This window comes from Pseudomonas sp. S3E12, assembly GCF_001702295.1.
GTDB classification, from domain to species: domain Bacteria; phylum Pseudomonadota; class Gammaproteobacteria; order Pseudomonadales; family Pseudomonadaceae; genus Aquipseudomonas; species Aquipseudomonas marginalis.
Genome location: NZ_MBDT01000002.1, coordinates 21,094 through 43,443, shown reverse-complemented (window position 1 = coordinate 43,443; position 22,350 = coordinate 21,094). Strand labels below are relative to the sequence as shown.

General features: G+C 61.2%; 21 protein-coding genes. 11 read left to right on the top strand and 10 right to left on the bottom strand.

Annotated features, from left to right (window positions below):
- Positions 1 to 143: 143 nt before the first annotated feature.
- Positions 144 to 785 carry a ribosome biogenesis GTP-binding protein YihA/YsxC gene (yihA, locus tag BB029_RS00255; RefSeq protein WP_027608030.1) on the bottom strand — a complete coding sequence of 214 codons (642 nt, stop codon included), beginning with the start codon at positions 783 to 785 and terminating at the stop codon, positions 144 to 146.
- Positions 786 to 977: 192 nt separating this feature from the next.
- On the opposite strand from yihA, the gene BB029_RS00250 reads away from it, so the two are divergent.
- From BB029_RS00250 to BB029_RS00225, 6 genes are all read left to right on the top strand, one after another.
- Positions 978 to 1,280: a cytochrome c5 family protein gene (locus BB029_RS00250; RefSeq protein WP_027608029.1), complete on the top strand. Its 303-nt coding sequence runs from the start codon at positions 978 to 980 to the stop codon at positions 1,278 to 1,280.
- 33 nt (positions 1,281 to 1,313) lie between these two features.
- Positions 1,314 to 1,940 (top strand): cytochrome c4, encoded by a 627-nt coding sequence (locus tag BB029_RS00245; protein ID WP_065937862.1) that lies wholly within the window; start codon positions 1,314 to 1,316, stop codon positions 1,938 to 1,940.
- Between the two features lie 168 nt (positions 1,941 to 2,108).
- Positions 2,109 to 2,744 (top strand): thiol:disulfide interchange protein DsbA, encoded by a 636-nt coding sequence (gene dsbA, locus BB029_RS00240; RefSeq protein ID WP_065937861.1) that lies wholly within the window; start codon positions 2,109 to 2,111, stop codon positions 2,742 to 2,744.
- 10 nt (positions 2,745 to 2,754) lie between these two features.
- Positions 2,755 to 3,633 (top strand): endonuclease/exonuclease/phosphatase family protein, encoded by an 879-nt coding sequence (locus BB029_RS00235; protein WP_065937860.1) that lies wholly within the window; start codon positions 2,755 to 2,757, stop codon positions 3,631 to 3,633.
- Complete coding sequence (locus BB029_RS00230; protein WP_065937859.1) at positions 3,630 to 5,696, top strand: GGDEF domain-containing protein; 2,067 nt, start codon at positions 3,630 to 3,632, stop codon at positions 5,694 to 5,696. The genes BB029_RS00235 and BB029_RS00230 overlap by 4 nt, the downstream gene beginning before the upstream one ends.
- A gap of 87 nt (positions 5,697 to 5,783) precedes the next feature.
- Positions 5,784 to 6,560, top strand: a complete 777-nt coding sequence (locus BB029_RS00225; RefSeq protein ID WP_027608024.1) for an N-acetylmuramoyl-L-alanine amidase — start codon at positions 5,784 to 5,786, stop codon at positions 6,558 to 6,560.
- A gap of 7 nt (positions 6,561 to 6,567) precedes the next feature.
- Here the strand turns inward: BB029_RS00225 and BB029_RS00220 are convergent, their stop codons facing one another.
- Positions 6,568 to 8,355 carry a KinB sensor domain-containing domain gene (locus BB029_RS00220; RefSeq protein ID WP_065937858.1) on the bottom strand — a complete coding sequence of 596 codons (1,788 nt, stop codon included), beginning with the start codon at positions 8,353 to 8,355 and terminating at the stop codon, positions 6,568 to 6,570.
- A 10-nt stretch (positions 8,356 to 8,365) separates the two neighbouring features.
- A complete protein-coding gene (algB, locus tag BB029_RS00215; protein ID WP_065937857.1) occupies positions 8,366 to 9,712 on the bottom strand; it encodes a sigma-54-dependent response regulator transcription factor AlgB in 1,347 nt (448 codons plus the stop codon).
- 378 nt (positions 9,713 to 10,090) lie between these two features.
- On the opposite strand from algB, the gene BB029_RS00210 reads away from it, so the two are divergent.
- From BB029_RS00210 to BB029_RS00190, 5 genes are all read left to right on the top strand, one after another.
- The gene (locus tag BB029_RS00210) at positions 10,091 to 10,375 is read left to right on the top strand and encodes a hypothetical protein (RefSeq protein WP_065938050.1); all 285 of its coding nucleotides are present in this window, start codon (positions 10,091 to 10,093) and stop codon (positions 10,373 to 10,375) included.
- Positions 10,376 to 10,457: 82 nt separating this feature from the next.
- Positions 10,458 to 10,622 carry a DUF1328 domain-containing protein gene (locus BB029_RS00205; RefSeq protein ID WP_003170804.1) on the top strand — a complete coding sequence of 55 codons (165 nt, stop codon included), beginning with the start codon at positions 10,458 to 10,460 and terminating at the stop codon, positions 10,620 to 10,622.
- A 2-nt stretch (positions 10,623 to 10,624) separates the two neighbouring features.
- A complete protein-coding gene (locus tag BB029_RS00200; RefSeq protein WP_027608020.1) occupies positions 10,625 to 11,092 on the top strand; it encodes an inhibitor of vertebrate lysozyme family protein in 468 nt (155 codons plus the stop codon).
- 727 nt (positions 11,093 to 11,819) lie between these two features.
- Positions 11,820 to 13,151, top strand: coding sequence for a glutamate/aspartate:proton symporter GltP (gene gltP, locus BB029_RS00195; RefSeq protein ID WP_065937856.1), 1,332 nt, complete (start codon positions 11,820 to 11,822; stop codon positions 13,149 to 13,151).
- A 98-nt stretch (positions 13,152 to 13,249) separates the two neighbouring features.
- Entirely contained in the window at positions 13,250 to 14,479 is a 1,230-nt protein-coding gene (locus BB029_RS00190; protein WP_027608018.1) for a nucleoside recognition domain-containing protein, read from the top strand.
- A gap of 89 nt (positions 14,480 to 14,568) precedes the next feature.
- Here the strand turns inward: BB029_RS00190 and BB029_RS00185 are convergent, their stop codons facing one another.
- The 7 genes from BB029_RS00185 to BB029_RS00155 all read right to left on the bottom strand — a co-directional run bounded on the left by BB029_RS00185 (position 14,569) and on the right by BB029_RS00155 (position 22,321).
- A complete protein-coding gene (locus tag BB029_RS00185; RefSeq protein WP_065937855.1) occupies positions 14,569 to 15,180 on the bottom strand; it encodes an ABC-type transport auxiliary lipoprotein family protein in 612 nt (203 codons plus the stop codon).
- Positions 15,177 to 16,115 carry an MlaD family protein gene (locus BB029_RS00180; RefSeq protein WP_027608016.1) on the bottom strand — a complete coding sequence of 313 codons (939 nt, stop codon included), beginning with the start codon at positions 16,113 to 16,115 and terminating at the stop codon, positions 15,177 to 15,179. Before BB029_RS00180 ends, BB029_RS00185 begins: the two co-directional genes overlap by 4 nt.
- Position 16,116: 1 nt before the next feature.
- On the bottom strand, positions 16,117 to 16,920 hold the full coding sequence (locus tag BB029_RS00175; protein ID WP_065937854.1) for an ABC transporter ATP-binding protein: 804 nt from the start codon (positions 16,918 to 16,920) through the stop codon (positions 16,117 to 16,119).
- On the bottom strand, positions 16,917 to 18,065 hold the full coding sequence (locus BB029_RS00170; protein ID WP_065937853.1) for an ABC transporter permease: 1,149 nt from the start codon (positions 18,063 to 18,065) through the stop codon (positions 16,917 to 16,919). The genes BB029_RS00175 and BB029_RS00170 overlap by 4 nt, the downstream gene beginning before the upstream one ends.
- Positions 18,066 to 18,118: 53 nt before the next feature.
- A complete protein-coding gene (locus tag BB029_RS00165) occupies positions 18,119 to 19,150 on the bottom strand; it encodes a DUF5924 family protein (RefSeq protein WP_065937852.1) in 1,032 nt (343 codons plus the stop codon).
- A 72-nt stretch (positions 19,151 to 19,222) separates the two neighbouring features.
- Positions 19,223 to 20,605 (bottom strand): pitrilysin family protein, encoded by a 1,383-nt coding sequence (locus BB029_RS00160; protein ID WP_065937851.1) that lies wholly within the window; start codon positions 20,603 to 20,605, stop codon positions 19,223 to 19,225.
- A 57-nt stretch (positions 20,606 to 20,662) separates the two neighbouring features.
- Complete coding sequence (locus tag BB029_RS00155) at positions 20,663 to 22,321, bottom strand: Na/Pi cotransporter family protein (protein ID WP_065937850.1); 1,659 nt, start codon at positions 22,319 to 22,321, stop codon at positions 20,663 to 20,665.
- Positions 22,322 to 22,350 lie beyond the last annotated feature (29 nt).

The following is a 22,350-nucleotide window of genomic DNA, read 5'->3' as shown; positions in this document are numbered from 1 at the left end:
GAATGGGTGGTGAAGCCCTTCAATGCTCCTATGTTGTGTTAAGTGTTGGCAGATATCCGGACCCCGCCCTAGCGGTCCGGTACTTGAACCCCGAACTTCCCCTCCCCATACGAAGTCCGGGGTTTTTTTTGCCCGCAGAAAAGTTACTCGGCGAGTTCCGCGCCTTTGTCAGCCAATTCCATCCAGCCGGCCAGCACGGTATAGGCATCTTCCAGGCCCATGCGCTTGGGGGCCGAGAACAGCTGGATGGTGATTGTGTCACCCCAACCCTTGCGGATTTCGGACTGCACTTTAAGTAGGGTGTTCTTGGCGGCGCCGTAGGTGAGCTTGTCGGCCTTGGTCAGCAGGATATGCATCGGCATGCCGCTGGCAACCGCCCAATCCAGCATCAGCAGGTCGAAGTCGGTCATTGGATGACGGATGTCCATCATCAGGATCAACCCCTTCAAACTCTCACGGCCACCCAGGTAAGCCTCCAGGTGACGCTGCCAGTGCAGCTTCAGCGGGATAGGTACTTTTGCATAACCGTAGCCCGGCAGGTCGACCAGACGCCGATCATCGTCTAGCTTGAAGAAGTTGAGTAACTGCGTGCGGCCCGGGGTTTTCGAGGTGCGCGCGAGGCTGGCGTGGGTCAGGGTGTTCAGTGCGCTGGATTTACCGGCGTTGGAGCGACCGGCAAAGGCGACTTCAAAGCCTTCGTCATCGGGGCATTGGTCAACTTTGGCGGCGCTGAGCATGAAGGTGGACTGTTGGCACAGGCCGAGGATGGGGTTCTTGAGTTGCATGAGATTTCCGATGTGGGCGGTGCCGAAAAAGGGTGCGGCAAGCGGTGTCGTTTCCGTTTCAGTAGCGCCAGTATATAATGCCGCAGATTTTGTGTGTGCTTTGTCCCAGCGAAGGATGAAGTTCACGGGAGCGATAGACCTTTATTGCGCATTAGAACGCAAAACGCTCTCAAACCCTGAACAGGTCGATGTATGACCCGATGGTTGCTCGCTTTCGGTGCCCTGGTTCCGCTGTATGGCGCTCAGGCTACACAGGATCCGGAAGCGGTGTACAACCGAGTTTGCGTGGCTTGCCATGCCGGCCAACTGCCGAACGCCCCGAAACGGGGTGACCAGGCAGCCTGGGCGCCAAGACTGGCGCAGGGCATGGACACGCTGGTGCAACACGTGACCCAGGGTTTCAAGGCAATGCCGCCGCGTGGTTTGTGCATGGACTGCAGTACCGAGGATTACCAGGCCATCATTGAGTTGATGGTGAGTAAACCCGGTAGATAACTCTTAAACCCTTAGCCGTAGTTGGATTAGCTGATGAACAAACTGATCGTGAGTCTGCTGTTGACCTTGGGCATCACCGGTGTTGCCGTCGCCGCAGAGGGCCCCCTTAAAGGTGATGCCACTGCCGGTCAAGCGAAAGCCGCCGTATGTGGTGCCTGCCATGGGCCGGATGGTAACAGCCCGGCGCCGAACTTCCCCAAATTGGCCGGCCAGGGTGAGCGTTACCTGACCAAGCAGATGCACGACATCAAGGATGGCAAGCGCACGGTCCTGGAAATGACCGGCCTGCTGACCAACCTCAGTGACCAGGACCTGGCAGACCTCGCGGCTTATTTTGCCAGCCAGAAAGGCAGTGTGGGAGCTGCTGATCCGAAACTGGTGGCCCGTGGTGAGAAACTGTTCCGCGGCGGTGACCTGGATAAAGGCCTGCCTGCCTGCACCGGTTGCCACTCGCCCAATGGCGCGGGCATAGCCGCCGCCGGCTTCCCGCACCTGAGCGGCCAGCACGCTACCTACATTGCCAAGCAGCTGACCGATTTCCGTAAGGAAGAGGCCGGGCGAGTTAATGATGGCGACGCGGCAATCATGCGCACCATCGCTCGCAAGCTGAGTGATGAAGACATTGCGGCGGTCTCCAGCTACATCCAGGGCCTGCACTAAGGTGCACGCAACGTTAACGCTCGATTAATCCATCGATGCAAGCATAAAAAGGGTGGCTTAGGCCGCCCTTTTTTGTGGCCGCTGCCGTTACACTAACGAACTCATGCCCGCGTAGACCTGTCACAACAAAGGTCGCGTGAGGCGACTTTATTTGTCCAGGAGTAAAGCATGCGTAATCTGATCCTCAGCGCCGCTCTCGTCACTGCCAGCCTCTTCGGCATGACCGCGCAAGCTGCCGATGTGCCGCTTGAAGCCGGTAAAACCTACGTTGAATTGGCCAACCCAGTGCCGGTTTCGGTACCGGGCAAGATCGAAGTGGTGGAGCTGTTCTGGTACGGCTGCCCGCATTGCTACGCTTTTGAGCCGGTCATCAACCCATGGGTCGAGAAGCTGCCCAAGGACGTGAACTTCAAGCGCATCCCCGCCATGTTCGGCGGCCCATGGGATGCCCACGGCCAACTGTTCCTGACCCTGGAAGCCATGGGTGTGGAGCACAAGGTCCACAACGCGGTATTCGACGCCATCCAGAAACAAGGCAAGCGCCTGACCAAGCCGGACGAAATGGCTGACTTCGTTGCTACCCAAGGCGTCGACAAGGACAAGTTCCTGGCCACCTTCAACTCCTTCGCCATCCAGGGCCAGATCAAACAGGCCAAGGAGCTGGCGCAGAAGTACGGCGTGCAAGGCGTACCGACCATGATTGTCAACGGCAAGTACCGTTTCGACCTGGGCACCACCGGTGGTCCTGAAGCGACCCTCAACGTTGCCGACCAGTTGATCGCCAAAGAACGCGCAGCCAAGTAAGGGGCTCCTCATGCGCCGCTGGGGTACTGAACGTGTGGTTGGCCTGCGTGAACCGCAGGTCAACGAACATCACCTGGAGTCCACAGGTTTGCCGGCAGACAACCGCCTGCGCCTGCTCAGCTTCAATATCCAGGTGGGCAACAGCACCGAGAAGTACCGGCACTACCTCACCCGTGGCTGGCAGCATTTGCTGCCCCACAACGGCCGGGCCGGTAACCTGCAGAAGATCGGCGACCTCTTGAATGATTTCGACCTGGTCGCCCTGCAGGAAGCCGACGGCGGCAGCATGCGTTCCGGCTATATCAATCAGGTCGAACACCTGGCGCACCTCGGGGCCTTCCCCTACTGGTATCAGCAGCTCAATCGCAACCTCGGGCGCCTGGCGCAGCACAGTAATGGTGTGCTCAGCCGTTTGAAGCCCACCTCCATCGAAGATCACCCATTGCCGGGCCCCAAGGGGCGCGGGGCGATTCTCGTGCGTTTTGGCGAAGGCCCTGAGGCCTTGGTGGTGGTGATGATGCACCTGGCGCTCGGGGGGCGTACGCGCAACCTGCAGTTGGCCTACGTGCGCGACCTGATTGGCAATTACAAGCATCAGGTGTTGATGGGTGACATGAACACCCATGCGAACGACCTCCTGCTGAATTCCCCGTTGCGTGACCTCGGGCTACTGGCGCCGCAAGTCGAAGCCACGTTCCCCAGCTGGCGCCCGCAACGCTGTCTTGACCATATCCTGCTCAGCCCGAGCCTCACACTCGAGAGTGTGCAGGTACTGGCGCAGCCCATCTCCGATCACCTGCCAGTCGCGGTAGAGATTCGTCTGCCGGGTTCGCTCACGGCTGATGCATTGCCCGCGTTGAGCCCTGGCCCTCGCGGACCCCTTGCATGAGCGACGACGCCCAGCGCTGGAAAGAGAAATACCTGTTAAGCATCGAGCAACAAGAAAAGCTCGAACGCCGTTGGGCTGCTCGCCTCGACCTGCTGCGTCGTGGGCTGGTGCGCAGCACACTGGCGGCGGAAGGCACCGACCGTGCGGTTGACCAATGCATGAAGGAAATGCGCGACGTCGTGCGTACCGACGACATGGATGCCGCCCTCGCCGCTTTGCTGCCGCGCCTGGAGAAGGCGGTACTGGATTCGGAGCAGCGCCGCGAAACCCGGATCGACCAGATGAGCACCGCACTGACCTCCCTGGTCACGCAGTTGCAAAAGCTGCCGCTGCCCCGTGAGGTCGCCCGTCCGCTGAAAGCCTTTGCCAAGCAGTTGGATGGCCGCGTCAGCCAGGCGCGTGAGATTCCCTTGTTGCTCAGCGAGTTGAGCAGCCTGCAAGGGCAGGCGCTGAATAACCTGGAGCCGGACGGTGAAACCGTGCGTCCCGGGCCGGGTTTGTTGCAACGCCTGTTTGGGGCCAAGGACGCTTCGAGCGAGGCGCCGGCCAGCGAGCCCATCCCCAGTCCGCCGCCGGCCCCTGTTGCCCCCAAGCCCGCCGCCGAGCCCCAGGAGCCCGAGCAGTCCGACGAGTTGACGCAAGCGTTGCGGGCCTTTGCGCCGCCGCCTCAGGCGCCGCTTGCCGCGCAGCCCGAAGCCGCAGCGCCCGCCAAGGCTGCCGATGTCGCCAGTGAAAAGTTTGTGTACGAGGCGCCTGCCCAAAGGGCCGCAGTAGCTGCGCCTGCCGACCTATCTCCAGCACCTGTCGAGCCCTGGGAGCCTGAGCCGCAGGTGGAAGAGCCCGCCTCTGAAAGCGCGCTCGCCGCCTTTATCGAAACGCCGCAGGTTGCTGTCGAGGCGCCGCAGGAGACGGTGATCGGCAGCCTCTCGTTCCCTCCGGTTCTTGACGTCGAAGAACCGGACCCCGATGAACTTCAATCGGATGGCCTCTACTCCCTGCCGGATTCACCGGAGCCATCGTATAGCTCCGTGTCCAAGCACATCGAAGACACCCTGATCGGCCTGCTTGAGGAGCTGGCCCTGCCCGAGCGCCATCGGCCCCAGGCCGAAGCCATGCGTGAGCGCTTGGCCCACGGCTTGAATTGGTACGAATTGCTGCCGATTCTCGATGACCTGGCGGTGCTGATGCTGGCGATCACCGACAGCGGCCAGCACGAGTTTGAGGCTTACCTCAAACAGCTCAACGAACGCCTTGAAGCCTTCCAGGGCCATCTGCAGGTGGCCAGCGACGGCCATGCCGACAGCCGCTCCGCTGCCAGGGAGTTGGACACGCAGATTCGCGAACAGGTCGACGGCCTGCAAAGCAGTGTCCAGGAAGCCGCGGACCTGGACAGCCTCAAGCAGGTGCTCGAAAGCCATCTGGAGGGTTTGCTCGGGACCATGGACGAGCACCAGCAACAACGTGACCAGCGCGAGCAGGAAGTGGCGGCGCGTCTGAAAGGTCTGGCCGAGCGGGTCGCCAATATGGAGCAGGAAGCCCAGGGTTACCGTGAGCACCTGGAGGTGCAACGCCAGAAGGCCCTGGTCGATCCGCTCACCGGTTTGCCTAACCGTGCGGCCTGGAGCGAGCGTCTGGACCATGAGGTCAATGCCTGGCACCAGCGTGGCAATAGCCTGTCGCTGGCGATGTTGGACCTGGATCACTTCAAGCGCATCAACGATGGCTACGGCCATCTGGCGGGTGACAAGGTGCTGAAAATCATCGCCAACGTCCTGCGCAAGCGCCTGCGCCCCAATGACTTTATCGCGCGTTTTGGCGGTGAGGAGTTTGTGTTGCTGATGCCTGACTCGTCCCTCTCGGACGCCCTGGCAGTGGGTGAAGTACTGCGTGCTGCGATTGCGGCCTGCCCGTTCCACTTCAAGGGCGAGCCGGTGACGATTACCGTGTCCATGGGCGTGGCGCAACTGCAGCCGGGTGAGCGCAGTGAGCTGGCGCTCAAGCGAGCCGACGAGGCGTTGTATCGGGCCAAGGCGGCTGGGCGTAATCAGGTGCAGGCCGCGTAAAAGGCGTTCCATCGTGTAATTTGACCGCTGGCCACAAACGGTACGTTACACTGTTGCATTATCGTCTTCAGCGTACTCTCTTCCGCCATGAAATCCTTGTACTTCGCCTGTGTATTTCTTCTGCTCGCCGGCTGCGCCAGTGGTCCGCGCCTGGACACCCGCCACCCTTCGGCGAATCACGACAACCGCGTGCAGTTCGTGGTCGTGCACTACACCTCCACTAACCTTGAGCGTTCCCTCGCCCTGCTGACCCACGGCCAGGTCAGCGCTCACTACCTGATCGGTGACGATGCCGGCGCCACCATCTACAAGCTGGTGGATGAGAGCCAACGTGCCTGGCATGCGGGAGAAAGCGAGTGGATGGGGCGTACCTGGCTCAACTCCAGCTCCATCGGCATCGAGATCGTAAACCCTGGCTACAAGGACACCCCCACAGGCCGCTTGTGGTACCCGTACTCGGAGGCCCAAGTGAAATCATTGGTGGTGTTGCTCAAGGACATCAGCAAGCGCAATGGCATCGATCCCAGGAACATCATCGGCCATAGCGATATCGCACCCCTGCGCAAGCTCGATCCGGGGCCGCTGTTCCCCTGGAAGCGCCTGGCCGATGAAGGCCTGAGTGTGTGGCCGGATGCCCAGGCCGTCGCCCGTTTCCAGGTGCAGTACGCCGCTGAATTGCCGAGCATTACCTGGTTCCAGGAAGAATTGGCGCTCCTCGGTTACCCGACACCCCAGACGGGTGAGTTGGATGTCGCCACGCGCCATGTGATCGCGGCGTTCCAGATGCGCTTCCGGCCATCCCGGTTCGATGGCGTGCCGGATGCCGAAAGTGCTGCCATCCTGCGTGCCCTGAACCGGCGCTAGCTGGCGCCTACAAGGGCAGCGCCATATAGAACTGGGTGCCCTGACCCGGCCGCGAATACACCCCCATGCGGCCGCCGTGCAATTGCACGATCTCCTTGCACAGCGCCAGCCCCAGGCCGGCGCCGCCCTTCTTGCGCCCAACCTGGACAAAGGGTTCGAAGATACGCCCTTGCTGGCCATAAGCGATACCTTCGCCGTTGTCTTCGACGCTGATAATCACCCGCTCGCCATGACGTCGCGCTTGCAGGCGAATCTGCCCGCCGTCGGCGGTATGACGCAGGGCATTGCCCAACAGGTTGTCGAGCACCCGTTCCAATTGCGCCTGGTCGGCATACAGCCGTGGCAGGTCGGATTGCACTTCTACCAGCAGTTCGATGTGTTGCGCATTGGCGGGCTCCGCAAAGCGCGCGCGGGCGTGTTCGAGCAGATCGGTCACGTCGCAGGGGCCCAAGGTGAGTTTCTGCAGGCCATTCTGGTAGCGCGAGAAATTGAGCAGGTCGTTGATCAACTGCATCAGGCGCTGCATTTCTTCATTGACCGTATCCAGCAGGTCCGCTTCACGGGAGTCCGGCGGGAACTTCGCGCGTTCACGGAACAGGCCGAACGCCATATGCATGCCGGTCACCGGCGTGCGCAGTTCATGGGAGGCGCGCAAGACGAATTCGCTGCGTACCCGCTCGAAGGCGCGCTGTTCGGTGACGTCGTGCAGCACCATCACCGCCCCAAGGATATGTCCCTGGGTATGGCTGACGGGGGTGAGGCTGTAGGTCAGCAGACGCAGTTCGCCCTCGACTTCGACTTCCAGATCCTCCGGCGCGCGCTCCAGATTGCCGCCGCGCAACACCAGTTGCAGTTGTTCATCCAGCTCCGGGCGCACCAGGGCTTCGCCAAGGCCTTGGCCGAGGCGTTCCTCGTCCCAGCCCAATTGGCGCTGTGCAACCGGATTGAGATGCTCCAGGCGGCCTTGGCGGTCGATCATCAGCAGGCCGTCGTCGATGCTGTCGAGCACGGCTTGCAGGCGTTGCTGGCCGGCCAGCAGTTCGTCAACGTTAGTCGCCTGATGCTGGCGCACCGCCTCGGCCATAAGGCCGAAGCGACGGGTCAACAGGTTCATTTCCGCTGCCGAAGAGAGCGGTAGCGTCACTTCAAAATCGCCCTGGCCGATCTTGTCCGCTGCTTTTGCCAGCGCTTCGATCGGGCCGCCAAATCGCCGGGCGATGCCATGGGCCGTGACAAATCCGATGATCAGCACTGCAAGGCCCACCAAACCCAGCAAACCGGCGATCAGCAAGGCGCGTGCGCGGGATTTGTGTTCGCTGGTGCTGATGTTTTCCAAGGCCTGCTTATGTTCGGCAATCAGCCCGTTGCGCAGCACATTGAAGGTTTCGGTGAGTTTTTCCTTGCTGCCCGGTGGTGGCGACGCCTGCTGGGATTGCTCGAAGGCGTCCAGCAGGTCCTGGTATTGGGCTCGCGCCTGGCTGAAGCCGTGGCTATGGCCGTCGCGTTGCTCATGGGCGATGCCTTGGTCCAGCAGGTCGAAGTAATGCTGCTTTGAGCTTTGCAATGCCTGCGGATCGGGGCGATGTTCCAGCATCATGATCAGCTGGTCGCCCAGGCTTTGGCGCAGCTTGAGTCCCAGGTCCAGCGTGACGAAGTTGCTGCGAATCAGGGACTCCTGGGTCTTGGCCATTTGCATGACGCTGACCAGACCCAGGATCAGACCCAGCAAGGCGACGGTGATCAGCGCTGAGATACTCAGGAACAACCGAGTGCGCAGTTTCATCGCGAGCTTCATAGGGTGCAGCTCACAGGTTGTACTGTTTGCGTTTGCGGTACAGGGTCGACGCGTCGATGCCGAGGGTGCGGGCGGCCTGGTCCAGGGTATCGCTGGTGGCCAATACGGCGCCGATATGGGCTTTCTCCAGCTCGTCCAGGCTCAACGCCGCGCCAATGCGCGGGGCGTTATTGGTCGGTTGTTCGGCCATGCCGAGGTGGATGATTTCGACCTTTTCCTGTGGGCAGATGATGCTGGCGCGTTCCACCACGTTGCGCAGTTCGCGGATATTGCCTGGCCAGCGATAGTTGAGCAGTGCTTCGCGCGCCTGATCACTGAAGCCCCGCGCCGGGCGGGCGTATTCCTTGACGAAGCGCGCCAGGAAGCGGTCTGCCAGGGTGAGGATGTCTTCACTGCGCTCGCGCAGCGGTGGCAGGTGCAAGGTGATGACGTTGAGGCGATACAGCAAGTCTTCCCGGAAGCGACCGTCGCGCACCATGTCTTCCAGGTTCAGGTTGGTGGCGGCCAGGATACGCACATCGGCGCGACGGGTGACCGGGTCGCCCACGCGCTCATACTCCTTGTCCTGGATAAATCGCAGTAACTTGGGTTGCAGAGTGAGGGGAAAGTCGCCGATCTCGTCGAGAAACAGCGTACCGCCGTCCGCCTGGTTGACTCGGCCCAACGTGCTCTCACTGGCACCGGTAAAGGCGCCACGGCTATGGCCGAACAGCTCGCTTTCCATCAGTTCTGCCGTCAGCGACGGACAGTTGATGGTCACGCAGGATTTCTTCGCGCGCTTGCTCCAGCCGTGAATGGCCCGGGCCAGTTCGCCTTTACCCGTGCCGGACTCGCCGAGGATCAGGATGTTGGCATCGGTGCCCGCCACCTGGCGTGCGGTTTCCAGCACAACCATCATTGACGGGCTGTGGGAGTCGAGGCCGTCTTTCTGCTGGCGTACCGCGCCTTCCAATGCTTCCAGGCGCGCAGAAAGTTGGCGTACTTCCAGCTGTTTGGCGGTGGCCAGGCGAAGTTGGTCAGGGCTGCAAGGCTTGACCAGGTAGTCGGCGGCACCGGCCTGGATCGCGTCCACGGCGGTATCCACGGCGGAATGGGCGGTCACGATCACCACGCGCATCCACGGCGCCTGGATACGCATCTGGGCCAATACCACCAGGCCATCGTCTTCACCCAGGCGCAGGTCCAGGAAGCACAGGTCGAACACCTGGCGTTGCATCAAGGCATCGGCTTGGGCGGCGCTGTTGGCGGTGGCGACGGTGTAGCCTTCATCTTCCAGGCAATAACGGAAGGTGCGGAGGATCGCGGACTCGTCATCCACTAAAAGAATGCGGCCTTGAAGTTCCTTGGCTGATTCCATCTGTCCCGCGCTCCTTAACTATATAAATGATGGTGTTTAGTCCCGGAATAATCGGGCAAGTTGCATGGTTTATTCTGATCGATAAAAGGCGATGTCGTGCAGCTATCTGCGCGGCTTCCTACGAAGTCCCGCCGGATAGCGTTTTGATGCTGCCTTCCCCTTCGGCACCACCCTCTGTGCTTTCTATCCCTTCATCCGACCACTGACCATCGTGCATTTCGCACGGCGTAGTGGGGGGCATCGTGCAGGATGCTGGGCGATTGACCTAACGCATATATTTAACTTCTTGATTTTATTGGTTTTTATTTTATAAAAAAGCTGGCATGCGCTCTGCAATAGCTATCCCAACGAATAATCAGAATGTGGGAGAAATGCAGCATGACTCGCCAAAGCCTCAGCCAACTGCGTGTATCGCCACTGCGCTTGCAACAAGGGCTGTTTGCCAGCTTGGCCCTGATGGTCACGCTGATTGCAGGCCAGCAGTTGCAGCAATGGCAGCAGAGTCAGCAGCAAGCCCCATCGTTCGACCGTCCGGTAACGACCCAGACCCATTTCAGTTCCATTGGCACCCGTAGCGCCGATGTAACCGCCCCGCAATTGCGTGTGGCCGACCAGGATTCCACCCTGGGCGAGCTGCCGACTCAAGAGCGTTGGGTGTTTTAAGCAAGAACGTCGGTCGCTTGATGTCGAGCGCCCGTCCGGCACTACCGCTGTTACCTCTTAAAGAAGCGTAAGGAGAATCACCATGTTGAGTTGGGCAATCACATTTCTGATCATCGCCATTGTGGCTGCAGTCCTGGGCTTCGGTGGTATCGCGGGCACCGCCACGGGTATCGCCAAGATTCTCTTTGTCGTCTTCCTGGTGATGTTCATAGCTTCGTTCTTCTTTGGTCGTCGCGGCCGAGGCTGAATATGACCACTTTGTCCCTCAAAGCCATTGCTGCCGCCCTGCTCTTGGGCGGCAGCGGCTTGGCGATGGCCGCCAATGATGGCCAATCCCGAGCCAACGAATTGCTCAGTGCGGACCCGCAATACCGCGAGACCTGGCAAGGCGTGGTGAAGAAAGAAGAGCGCCTGCCGGAATGGGTGATGAACCTGTCGGGCACGGCCGAGCAAATGAATGCCGTGGAAGAAGATGGCGACAAGTACCTGGTGGGGCCGCTCTGCGAGACTGCGGATACATGCCTCCAAAAGCGCCTGATCGTCGCCTTCAGCCTCGACAAGGAAGATGCCTACGCCATGTTGGTGGAAGTCCCGGCCGGTTTGCCGGCGGACAAGTCTCCGACCCGGCACGCCGATTATCGGTTTATCGGTAAGCCGGACGAAGGCATGCAAAAGCTGCTCATGGAGCAGCTGAAGAAAGATCCGAATTGGTACTAGGTTGCGTCTGACGCGTCTGTCGTCTGCGCAATCAGCGTCCATGGAAAGAAGCCCCGCGCTTCTTTCTGTCTGCATTGCCCGCCAAGGGTGATGCATGACCAGGGGGCCGGGTTGCTCTGATCAATCGGGATCGGCGTGACCTACGGGCACAGGGAGTGCCTGCGCAAGGGCCGGGTCAGGCGAAAAGCTGCGACGCAGGTTCACAAGCCCACGGCTTGCTGAACTTGCGGCGGGCTTGTGACTCTTATTCCCGCCTCATATGCCGCCCATAGCCGCAAATCCTGATTTTGCTTTCGACCAACCATTTCTGGGTGTGTCGGGGCGACCATCTATCGAGAAAGTTTTGCCCGCGCCATAGGACGTTTCCGACGCTCGACCGCAGAGTTCTCGGGCATTTCTGCCAACCTCTTCAAGACGACCAGAATCTCTGCGCGAGCCTGAATTGGCCGGTTCACGGCATATTCACCGGACAAAATGTCACATTTGAACTGACCGTTCGGACAGTTATTATGAAAAAAAGTCATGCCGATTTGGCATGGGGTAGGCGTTTACGGCATTAGACGTCGTCCCCTTGCATGGGAATAGTTGCGCCTTTTTTCGCCTGCCAGTAAGCCATTTCGGCCATGCTGCGGTGACCTTCCATGGAGGCAGATGCACACACTTTTTCGCTCTCGAGCGTTGCAGCTGGCGCATTTGCCTTAAGTTCACTTGAAGTAAGGGTAATGACATGAAGAAGGCAAAGCTAAGCCTCGCCTGGCAGATCCTCATCGGTTTGGTATTGGGGATCGCAATCGGCGCAGTGCTCAACCATTTCAGTGCTGAAAAGGCCTGGTGGATCAGCAATGTGTTGCAGCCAGCGGGCGATATCTTTATCCGCCTGATCAAGATGATCGTGATCCCGATTGTGATTTCCTCGTTGATCGTCGGCATTGCCGGTGTCGGTGACGCGAAAAAACTCGGGCGCATCGGCGTCAAAACCATCCTTTACTTCGAAGTGGTCACCACCATCGCCATCGTGGTCGGCCTGCTGCTGGCCAACCTGTTCCACCCGGGTGCAGGCATCGACATGAGTACCTTGGGTACCGTCGATATTTCCAAGTACCAGGCGACCGCCGCCGAGGTGCAGCATGAGCATGCGTTCATCCAGACCATCCTCAACCTGATCCCGTCTAACATCTTCGCCGCTGTAGCCCGTGGCGAGATGCTGCCGATCATCTTCTTCTCCGTGCTGTTCGGCCTGGGCCTGTCGAGCCTCAAGCCTGATCTGCGCGAGCCGCTGGTGACCATGTTCCAGGGCGTGTCCGAGAGCATGTTCAAAGTCACCCACATGATCATGAAGTACGCCCCCGTCGGCGTATTCGCGCTGATCGCGGTGACCGTGGCCAACTTCGGTTTCGCCTCCCTGCTGCCGCTGGCCAAGCTGGTGATCCTGGTTTACGTCGCTATCCTGTTCTTCGCCTTTGCAGTGCTGGGCCTGATCGCTCGCCTGTTCGGCTTCTCGATCCTCAAGCTGATTCGCATCTTCAAGGACGAGTTGGTGCTGGCCTACTCCACCGCCAGTTCCGAAACCGTGCTGCCGCGCGTGATCGAGAAAATGGAAGCCTACGGCGCGCCGAAGGCCATCTGCAGCTTCGTGGTACCGACCGGCTACTCGTTCAATCTCGACGGTTCGACCCTGTACCAGAGCATCGCGGCGATCTTTATCGCCCAGTTGTATGGCATCGACTTGTCGATCGGCCAGCAACTGATGCTGGTATTGACCCTGATGGTCACCTCCAAAGGCATCGCGGGTGTACCGGGCGTATCCTTCGTGGTGCTGCTGGCCACCCTGGGGAGCGTGGGCATCCCATTGGAAGGCCTGGCGTTCATCGCCGGTGTCGACCGCATCATGGACATGGCCCGCACCGCCCTGAACGTGATCGGCAACGCCCTGGCCGTGCTGGTCATCTCCCGTTGGGAAGGCATGTACGACGACGCCAAGGGCGAGCGCTACTGGAACTCCCTGCCGCACTGGCGCAGCAAGGAAGCGCTGCCGGCCGGCGAGATCACTCGCGGCTGATCGTACGATTACGCTGACACAAGCCTCGGATAATTCCGGGGTTTGTCGTTTCTGCCAGCCCCGCTATCATTCGCCCCATCTTTCGGGGGATTCAACTGATGCTCAATGGCCTGTGGCTTGGCTTCTTTGTCGTGGCAATGGTGTCAGCACTGGCGCAATGGCTGGTGGGCGGTAACGCCGGGATTTTCGCGGCGATGGTCGAAAGCATTTTTGCCATGGCCAAATTGTCGGTGGAAGTGATGGTGCTGTTGTTCGGCACCCTGACGTTATGGCTGGGCTTCTTGCGCATCGCCGAAAAAGCCGGGATTGTCGAATGGCTGGCCAAGGCCCTGGGTCCGCTGTTCCTGCGCTTGATGCCGGAGGTGCCGGCCGGTCACCCGGCCATTGGCCTGATCACCCTCAACTTTGCCGCTAACGGCTTGGGCCTGGATAACGCAGCAACACCTATCGGCCTGAAGGCCATGAAGGCGCTGCAAGAGCTCAATCCCATCCCTAACACGGCGACTAACGCGCAGATCCTGTTCCTGGTGCTCAATGCATCCTCCCTGACCCTGTTGCCGGTGACGATCTTCATGTATCGCGCCCAGCAAGGTGCGCCCGATCCGACCCTGGTATTCCTGCCGATCCTGCTGGCCACCAGCGCATCCACATTGGTGGGCCTGCTGTCGGTGGCGGTGATGCAGCGCCTGCGGCTGTGGGACCCGGTGGTGCTGGCCTACCTGGTTCCAGGCGCATTGGTACTGGGTGGGTTCATGGCCCTGCTGGCGACCCTCTCGGCCACCGCATTGGCCGGGTTGTCGTCAATCCTCGGCAACCTCACGTTGTTCGGCCTGATCATGCTGTTCCTGCTGATCGGCGCGCTGCGCAAGGTGAAGGTCTACGAAGCATTCGTCGAAGGCGCCAAGGAAGGCTTCGACGTCGCGAAGAACCTGCTGCCATACCTGGTGGCGATGCTCTGTGCAGTGGGCGTGTTGCGTGCCTCCGGCGCGCTGGACCTGGGCCTCGAAGGCATTCGCCATGTGGTGGCCTGGACGGGCATGGACACGCGCTTTGTCGACGCCTTGCCGACCGCAATGGTCAAGCCCTTCTCCGGCAGCGCGGCCCGGGCGATGTTGATCGAGACCATGCAGACCCAGGGCGTGGACAGCTTCCCGGCGTTGGTGGCGGCGACGATTCAGGGCAGTACGGAAACCACCTTTTATGTGTTGGCGGTGTACTTCGGTTCGGTGGGCATCCAGCGGGCGCGGCATGCCGTAGGGTGCGCGTTGCTGGCTGAGTTCGCCGGTGTGGTGGCGGCGATTGCGGTGTGCTATTGGTTCTTTGGCTGAGGCTTAAATAGCTATCGGGAGCAAGCCCCCTCCCACATTCTGAATGTGTTCACAGATCCAAATGTGGGAGGGGGCCCCCGATGAGGCCCTCAGCGTTTCCCCGCACCATTGCCCTGCTGAACAACCCACTCCACCACCTGCCTGTTCAACTGATCTCCCGCCAACCCAAACCCGGCCACCACCGCCGGTACTTTGGTGTCAGTCACCGCCTGCTGCACTTCAAACCGCCGGCTGGCAATAATCCGCTGATCACTCCCACGCACCAGGCGTGCGTCGAGGCGGATCACCACCGCCACCGCACTGCCCCGGTACTCGCTCTGAAACGCCTGCAACTGCCCGCCCAACTCATAGTCGGCCTGCAGGTTGGTGTCGTCGGTGCTCAACAGCGTCACGCGTCCATCGCGCAGGAACCCGTCCATCAGGCGATTACGCAACAGCACCGGCACCGGGTCGCTCCAGCGTGAGTTCGCATAGCTGCTGATCAAATCGCCATTGGGCACCACGGCGATGCGCGAGCTGTCGAGAAACTCACTGGTCTGCGGCTTGGCCAGGCGCAGCGACCAATTGACTGGCGCGCCCTGGGTCGTGCTCTGGGCCGCAGGCAGTCGGTAGACGTCCGATGGATCCGCCTTGGGCAGGATCGAGCACGCGCTGATCAGCGCCAAGGCCACAGGGACGATCATTTGGTAAGCACGCTTCATGGCGTGAACTCCTTGTTCTTGTCGCTGCCCAGCAGGTAACCGCTGGGGTTGGCTTCCAGGCGGCGGGAGATGGCGCGCAGTGAACCGAGGGTTTCGCGCAGTTCGCGCACGGCCGGCGCCAGTTCGTTGAGGCCCTGCATGCCGCTGTTCACCGAGTCCTTGTTGTTGGTCAGCAAGGTATTGATGGTGGCGGTGCTTTGTTCAAGGGATTTCATCGCCTGTTCGGCGCTGCCGAAGACCTGCTTGCCTTGATCACTGAGCAGGCCATTGGCGTTGCGCATCAGCGCCGTGGTTTGCTCCAGGGCGGCCCCGGCCTGCTTGCTTACCTGCATCAATTGCTGCATCACCACCTTGATATCCCCGCGCTGGTCGGCAATCGCGCCGGTGGTTTGTTCCAGATGGTCCAGGGTGTTGCTGAGGCGCTCGACATTCTGCGCGGAGAACATGTCGTTGGCGTTGTGCAGCAGCAGGTTGATGCTGGTCATCAGGTCGTTGCTGTTATTGAGTAGTCGCGCGATCGGCGATGGCGAGGCGATGATTTCCGGCAGGTTGCCGTCCTTGCCCTTGAGCTCCGGGCTTTGCGGCGTGCCGCCGCTGAGTTGGATGATCGAGGTGCCGGTGATGCCGGTCAGCGCGAGTTTGGCCTGGGTGTCTTCCTTGATCGGCGTCTGGCCGGCCAGGCGAATGCGCGCGAGAACGCGGCGCGGATCCTTGGGATCCAGGCGCAGGCTGATGACATCGCCCACCTTGATCCCGCTGTATTGCACCGAGCTGCCCTGGGACAGGCCGCTGACCGCTTCGTTGAAGATCACTTCGTAATCCTGGAAGGCGCTGTCGACGCTGGATTTGGCCAGCCACAGGCCAAACAGCATCGCGCCGACCACCACGATCACGCTGAACAGACCGATCATCACATGATGGGCTCGGGTTTCCATGTCATACCTCGTTGAGCGGTTGAGCGGCATCCAATGCCGCGCGGCCACGTGGGCCGTGGAAATATTCGTGAATCCAGGCGTCGTCCGTTTCCGAGACGATATCGATGGCATCGGCCACCAGCACCTTCTTCTGCGCCAGCACCGCCACACGGTCGGTGATGGTGTAGAGCGTGTCCAGGTCATGGGTGACCAGGAACACGCTCAGGCCCAGCGCATCACGCAGGGTCAGGATCAGTTGGTCGAATTGCGCCGCGCCAATCGGGTCGAGGCCGGCGGTGGGTTCGTCGAGGAACAGGATGTCCGGGTCCAGCGCCAGGGCGCGTGCCAGGGCCGCGCGCTTGATCATGCCGCCGGACAGCGAGGCCGGGTATTTGTCGGCCGCCGACAGCGGCAGTCCGGCCAAGGCCAGCTTGACCGCAGCCAGGTGCTCGGCATCACGGCGGCTGAGCCCGGCATGTTCGATCAGCGGCAGCGCGACGTTCTCGGTCACCGTCAGCGAGGAGAACAGCGCGCCCTTCTGGAACAGTACGCCAAAGCGCCGTTCCACCAGCGAGCGTTCATGTTCCGGCAGGCTCGGCAGGTTCTTACCGAACACCCGCACTTCGCCTTCACTGGGCCGGCGCAGGCCGACGATGCTGCGCAGCAGCACCGATTTACCGCTGCCGGAGCCGCCGACCACCGCAAGGATTTCGCCCTTGTACAGATCCAGGTCGAGATGCTCGTGCACGCGCTGGCTGCCAAAGCGATTGCACAGGCCACGCACTTCAATCACCGCCTCGGTGGGCGCACGGTGCAGACGACTCACCAGCCCATCTCCATGAAGAACAACGCGGCCACCGCATCCAGCACGATCACCACAAAGATCGATTGCACCACGCTGGAGGTGGTGTGGGCGCCGACCGATTCGGCGCTGCCGCTGACCTTGAAGCCTTCCAGGCAGCCGATGGCGGCGATCAGGAAGGCGAAGAACGGGGCTTTTACCATGCCCACCAGGAAGTGCTGCACGCCAATGTCCGATTGCAGCAGCGAAAGGAACATCGCCGGCGAGATGTCCAGGGCCACGGCGCACACCACGCCACCGCCGACGATCCCCGCCAGCATCGCCATGAACGTCAGCATCGGCAGTGCCACCAGCAACGCCAGCACGCGCGGCAATACCAGCAACTCCATCGGGTCCAGGCCCAGGGTGCGGATGGCGTCGATTTCTTCATTGGCCTTCATCGAGCCGATTTGCGCGGTAAAGGCGCTGGCGGTGCGACCGGCAATCAGGATGGCGGTGAGCAATACGCCGAATTCCCGTAGGAAAGAGAACGCCACCAGGTCCACGGTAAAGATCGTTGCGCCAAAGCTCTTGAGCACTGTAGCGCCGAGGAACGCCACGACGGCACCGACCAGAAAGGTCAGCAACGCGACGATGGGCGCGGCGTCGAGGCCGACCTGCTCAAGATGGGCGACCATCGGCGTCAGGCGCCAGCGCTTGGGCCGGAAAATGCCTCGGGCGAAGGTTTCGAGAATCAAGCCGATAAAGCCCAGCAGTTGCTTGCTGTCTTGCCAGACCTTGTCCACGGCCGCGCCGATACGCGCCAGCACCTGAATGCCAGTGGCTTCTTCCGGCGCTTTGTCCGGCACGCAAAAATCGTTGAGGGAGCGGTAGACGGTCTTGAGCAGCGCGCGGTCGGCGGCGGACAGGCTACAGTCGGTCTGCTCGGCGGTTTGCTCGATCCGGGCAGGCCCCAGCAGCTCCACCAGCAGCGAGGCGCCGGCGGTATCCAGGGCACCGAGACCATTGAGGTCGATGCGCGCGCCGGCGTCGTATTGGCCGTCGAGCTTGTCTGAAAGCTTCTTCAGGTTTGCGTAGTGGGCAAGCGTCCAGTCCCCTGTAATCCGCAGTAACGGGGGAGCGGTGGACGTATCGAGGTGGGCTGTGCCGGCCGTGGTGCTACTGGTCATAAGCTCCGAGCTTGTTTGCTATCCACAATTCCTACGTAATAGCACGATCCTGCCTACTTTGGGTTGTCCGTTTGTGCTGCGTCAGTCACTTTGAAGCGCAGCACACCGATGACCTGCCCGTCTTCGGTCAGCACCCTCACCTGCCAGCGGCCGACCGCATCGGGCGGGAAGTTCTGCTTGTGGGTCCAGGCGCGATAGCCTTCCTTGCGCCCGCCGTGGATATCCAACGCGATGCGGTCCACCTCTTTGCCGTTGAGTTTCCACACGTGGTAGATCCGCTCATCCAGGCCGCGCGGCGCGTTGATTGCGGTGTAGGCATAGAGCCCGCCGCTGCGCAGTTGGGCGGCGCTGACTTCCTTGAGGTCGTCACCCGGCGTGCGGTCTTGCAGTTGGGTACTGATCGCCACTTCTGTCATCCACAACGTGGCCGGCGGCACCCAACTGCGCAGGAACCAGCCCGCGCAGCCAATGATGGCCGTTACCCCCAGCAGCATCGCCCAGCCCTTGAGGCTGCGCAGCGGCAGGCTCACCGCCAGGCTTGGAATCGACAAGGCCATGGCGACGCCGAGGGCGAGCTTGTAACTTTCGGCGGTGGTCAGGTGCAGGATGATCGGCAGCGCAGTGAGCAGCGCGGCGAACAGGGTCAGGGTGTGCAACGCGAGGAACAACGAGCGCTTGGGCGCCAGCCATTTGTAGTACAGCGGGTCGATGATCGAAACCAGCGCGGCCGCGCCGAGCAGGCCGGTGAACACCGATTGGCCGCTGTTCCAGGCGGTGGTGACGAAAAAGAACGGCAGCACGAAGAACAGACTTTCCTGGTGGATCATCTGGGTCGCGTAGCGCAGCAGGGGTTCGGGTATTTCGCGCTTGAAGACTTTGGTGAACAGCTGGGTAAAGCTGTTTTCCAGCATCAGCCACAGCCAGCTCACCAGCATGATCACCGCGATCCAACTGGCCATGCCCTGCTGGCGATCTACCAGGATGAAGCTGCAGACACCCGAGATAAAACCGCCGAGTGCAATCACCCCTGGGTAGCGCTTCATCAGTTCGAGGACGCGGGTGATTAAGCGGGTCAGGTTTTGCATTCGGCGGTTCGCAGTCTTTGTAGGAAAAAATCCCAGACAGAATAACGTCTTAGGCCAGGGTTCGGTGCCTCATTACGCGATCCGTTTGCGATAACGGCGCACGCCGATCAACGCAATGGCGATCAGCGCGAGGACGCCGGCGCCGATCCAGTTGAGCATGTCGTAGCTCAGCAGTGGTTTCTCGATGCGCCAGTAACCCGGTTGCTTGAGCAACTCGCGCATGGCCTGGCTGGTCTGCTCCAGGCTCACGGCCTTGATGCGTTTGACCGGGTCGCTGAAGTGGCCGTTGTCGTAATCGCCCGAGGCGCTCCAATAATAGTCGGCCAGCGCGCTGTTGCCCTGCACGGCCCAGGCCTGGCGGGCGATGGCGGCCTGTTTGAGGCGCGCGAATACCGTTGGGTCCAGGCCGTCCTTGAGCAGTTGCGCCTTGAGGTCTTGCAGCACCTGCTCGGCTTCGGGGAGGTTGTCCCGCTCGAGGTCGGCATTCAGGCTGAAGAAGCCAACGCCACCCAACACCTCGCGCTCGCTCCAGGGGCCGTAGGACAACCCATGCTTGAGGCGCAGTTGGCGGTACAGCGCCCAGTCCAGGTAATCCTTGAGCAGGTCGTAGGTTTCATCATGCTGGTCGTCCAGCACCGGCTCGGGGAACAGCCAGTGCAGTTTGGCACTGTCACCCACCCAGCCGTGGATCAGGTCGCGGTGGCTGGCGGCGGCGTGCTGGATCTGCGGCAGCGCCGGGTGCTCGCTGGGTTCGATCGGGTCGAGTTGACCGTAGGTGCGCTCCAGGTAGGCCGGCAGCAGTTTGTCGAGGTCGCCGACGATGATCAGGGTCATGTTGTTGGGGGCGTACCAATTTTTGCGCAGCGTCTCCAGCTGGTCGCGGGTCAGGTGATCGACCTCGGCACGCTCGGCGCATTTGAGCCCCAGCTCGATGGCCAGTTGATTGCTGGCGGTGTGACCCAGGTCCTGGCGGTCGAGCAGGCGTTGCAGGTGGGAGTAATGACCGCCGTCTTCGCGCTCGACTACCTGTTTGGCCGCGTTGATATTGGCGTCGGTCAACTGGGTGCGGGTGATGATCGCCAGCAGCAGGTCGAGCACCTTGCGCTGGTTTTGCGCGGGTGCCTCGATCACAAAGGTCGTATCGGCGTTGCTGGTGTAGGCGTTCCACTCGCCACCCAGGGCTTGCATGCGGTCTTCCAACTCGCCTTCGCCGCCGCCGTCGATACCGCTGAACAGCAAGTGCTCAAGGAGGTGCGGCAGTTCCTTGTCTTCGCAACTGAAGTCGTCCAGGCCGACGCCGACCACCAGGCGAATCGCCACATGGCCGCGCTCGGTGCCCGGTTTAAGCAGCAATTGCAGGCCGTTGGGCAAGGTGTAGCCCTCAACCTGCAAGCGGTCAAAGGCAAAGACGTGGGCAGAACCCATGAGCAGGCAAGCGAACAACAGGCGACGCATAACAAGCTTCCTGGCGAGTGAGGTCAGCTTTAACTGACTTCACGGGCCATCGTACGTTCAGGGTGAATGTGTGATGTCGGCAATATCTTCGGCGGAGAGTGCGCCGGTGTCGGACGTTTCCAAGACTACATAAGCACTGCTGCAAAACAACGAGTTCAAGCGTTTCATGTCGGCAATCAGCTCCAGGTGCAGGGAACTGGTCTCCAGGCTCTGCACGATCTTGCGTTGCAGGCGACTGACGTGGGCGTGGGCCAGGCGGCGTTCCTGGGCGCGAAAGCGGCGTTTTTCGCGCAGCAGTTGGCGCGCGCTTTCCGGGTCGGCACTGAGGAACACCGACAAGCCCAGGCGCAGGTTGGCGATCAATTGGCTGTGCAGGCCTGTGAGTTCTTCCAGGCCCACTTCGGAAAACTGGCGGCGTTGGGAGGTTTTCTGCTGCTGGACTTTACGCAGCATGCGTTCGATCAGGTCGCCGGCCAGTTTCAGGTTGATCGACAGCTCGATGATTTCGGCCCAGCGCCGACTGTCTTGCTCGCTGAGGTCTTCGCGGGGCATTTGCGCCAGGTAGAGTTTGATCGCGCTGTAGAGTGCCTCGACGTCGTCGCTGAGGCTGCGTATTTCCTGGGTAATGGCTGTCTGTTTGCCGCGCAGCACTTCCTGCATGGCGGTGAGCATGTTGTCGATCAGATCACCCAGGCGCAGGGTTTCGCGCGCGGCGTTGGCCAGGGCCAGGCTCGGTGTGGTCAGGGCCGTGGGGTCCAGGTGGCGCGGTTGGGCCTTGCCGTTGACCTCGTCCCGCTCCGGCAGTAACCAGGCGCACAGCTTGGCCATTGGGCCGATAGTGGGCAGCAGGATCAGGCAACGGCTGACGTTGTAGAGCAGGTGGAAGGTGATGACCATGCCTTGGGCGCTGTAGTCCAGCCCGTCCATCCACAGCACCAGCGGGTCGAGCACCGGGATAATCAGCAGCAGGCCGATCAGTTTGTACAGCAGGCTGCCCAAGGCGACCTGGCGACCGGCGGCGTTCTGCATGCTGGTGCTGAGAAAGGCCAGCACGCCGCTGCCGATGTTGGCGCCGATCACCAGACCGATGGCCACGTGCAAGCCGATCACCCCGGCGCCGGCCAGGGTGGCGGTCAGCAGGACAGCGGCGAGGCTGGAGTAGGAAATCATCGCGAACAGGGCGCCGACCAGGGCATCGAGCAAAATATCGCCGGTCAGCGAGGCGAACAGCACTTTCACGCCCTGGGCGTGGGTAATCGGCCCGGCGGCTTCGACGATCAATTGCAGCGCGAGGATGATCAGGCCGAGGCCGATCCCGACCCGGCCCAACTGCCCGGCCCGCGTCTGTTTGCGCGACAGGAAGAAAATCACCCCGAGAAAGATCAGCAGCGGCGACAGCCAGGACAGGTCGAAGGTCAGCACCCGCGCCATCAGCGCGGTGCCGACGTCGGCGCCGAGCATGGTCGCCAGGGCGGGTACCAGCCCCATCAGGCCCTGGCCGACAAAGGAGGTCACCAGCATCGCCGTGGCGTTGCTGCTCTGCACCATGGCGGTCACCAGGATGCCGGCGACAAATGCCAGCCAGCGCTTGGACATGTTCTGCCCGATGACTTGACGCAGGTTGGAACCGTAGACCCGCAGGATGCCGGTACGGACGATGTGCGTGCCCCAGATAAGCAGGGTCACGGCGGAAAGCAGATTGAGCAAGGTCAGCATGCTCGGCCCCCCGTGTGGGTGTGCGCCAT

Bases quoted from the DNA above. Each gene is read 5' to 3' on its own strand.
- yihA (WP_027608030.1), bottom strand. From the start codon at position 785: ATGCAACTCAAGAACCCCATCCTCGGCCTGTGCCAACAGTCCACCTTC.
- BB029_RS00250 (WP_027608029.1), top strand. From the start codon at position 978: ATGACCCGATGGTTGCTCGCTTTCGGTGCCCTGGTTCCGCTGTATGGC.
- BB029_RS00245 (WP_065937862.1), top strand. From the start codon at position 1,314: ATGAACAAACTGATCGTGAGTCTGCTGTTGACCTTGGGCATCACCGGT.
- dsbA (WP_065937861.1), top strand. From the start codon at position 2,109: ATGCGTAATCTGATCCTCAGCGCCGCTCTCGTCACTGCCAGCCTCTTC.
- BB029_RS00235 (WP_065937860.1), top strand. From the start codon at position 2,755: ATGCGCCGCTGGGGTACTGAACGTGTGGTTGGCCTGCGTGAACCGCAG.
- BB029_RS00230 (WP_065937859.1), top strand. From the start codon at position 3,630: ATGAGCGACGACGCCCAGCGCTGGAAAGAGAAATACCTGTTAAGCATC.
- BB029_RS00225 (WP_027608024.1), top strand. From the start codon at position 5,784: ATGAAATCCTTGTACTTCGCCTGTGTATTTCTTCTGCTCGCCGGCTGC.
- BB029_RS00220 (WP_065937858.1), bottom strand. From the start codon at position 8,355: ATGAAGCTCGCGATGAAACTGCGCACTCGGTTGTTCCTGAGTATCTCA.
- algB (WP_065937857.1), bottom strand. From the start codon at position 9,712: ATGGAATCAGCCAAGGAACTTCAAGGCCGCATTCTTTTAGTGGATGAC.
- BB029_RS00210 (WP_065938050.1), top strand. From the start codon at position 10,091: ATGACTCGCCAAAGCCTCAGCCAACTGCGTGTATCGCCACTGCGCTTG.
- BB029_RS00205 (WP_003170804.1), top strand. From the start codon at position 10,458: ATGTTGAGTTGGGCAATCACATTTCTGATCATCGCCATTGTGGCTGCA.
- BB029_RS00200 (WP_027608020.1), top strand. From the start codon at position 10,625: ATGACCACTTTGTCCCTCAAAGCCATTGCTGCCGCCCTGCTCTTGGGC.
- gltP (WP_065937856.1), top strand. From the start codon at position 11,820: ATGAAGAAGGCAAAGCTAAGCCTCGCCTGGCAGATCCTCATCGGTTTG.
- BB029_RS00190 (WP_027608018.1), top strand. From the start codon at position 13,250: ATGCTCAATGGCCTGTGGCTTGGCTTCTTTGTCGTGGCAATGGTGTCA.
- BB029_RS00185 (WP_065937855.1), bottom strand. From the start codon at position 15,180: ATGAAGCGTGCTTACCAAATGATCGTCCCTGTGGCCTTGGCGCTGATC.
- BB029_RS00180 (WP_027608016.1), bottom strand. From the start codon at position 16,115: ATGGAAACCCGAGCCCATCATGTGATGATCGGTCTGTTCAGCGTGATC.
- BB029_RS00170 (WP_065937853.1), bottom strand. From the start codon at position 18,065: ATGACCAGTAGCACCACGGCCGGCACAGCCCACCTCGATACGTCCACC.
- BB029_RS00165 (WP_065937852.1), bottom strand. From the start codon at position 19,150: ATGCAAAACCTGACCCGCTTAATCACCCGCGTCCTCGAACTGATGAAG.
- BB029_RS00160 (WP_065937851.1), bottom strand. From the start codon at position 20,605: ATGCGTCGCCTGTTGTTCGCTTGCCTGCTCATGGGTTCTGCCCACGTC.
- BB029_RS00155 (WP_065937850.1), bottom strand. From the start codon at position 22,321: ATGCTGACCTTGCTCAATCTGCTTTCCGCCGTGACCCTGCTTATCTGG.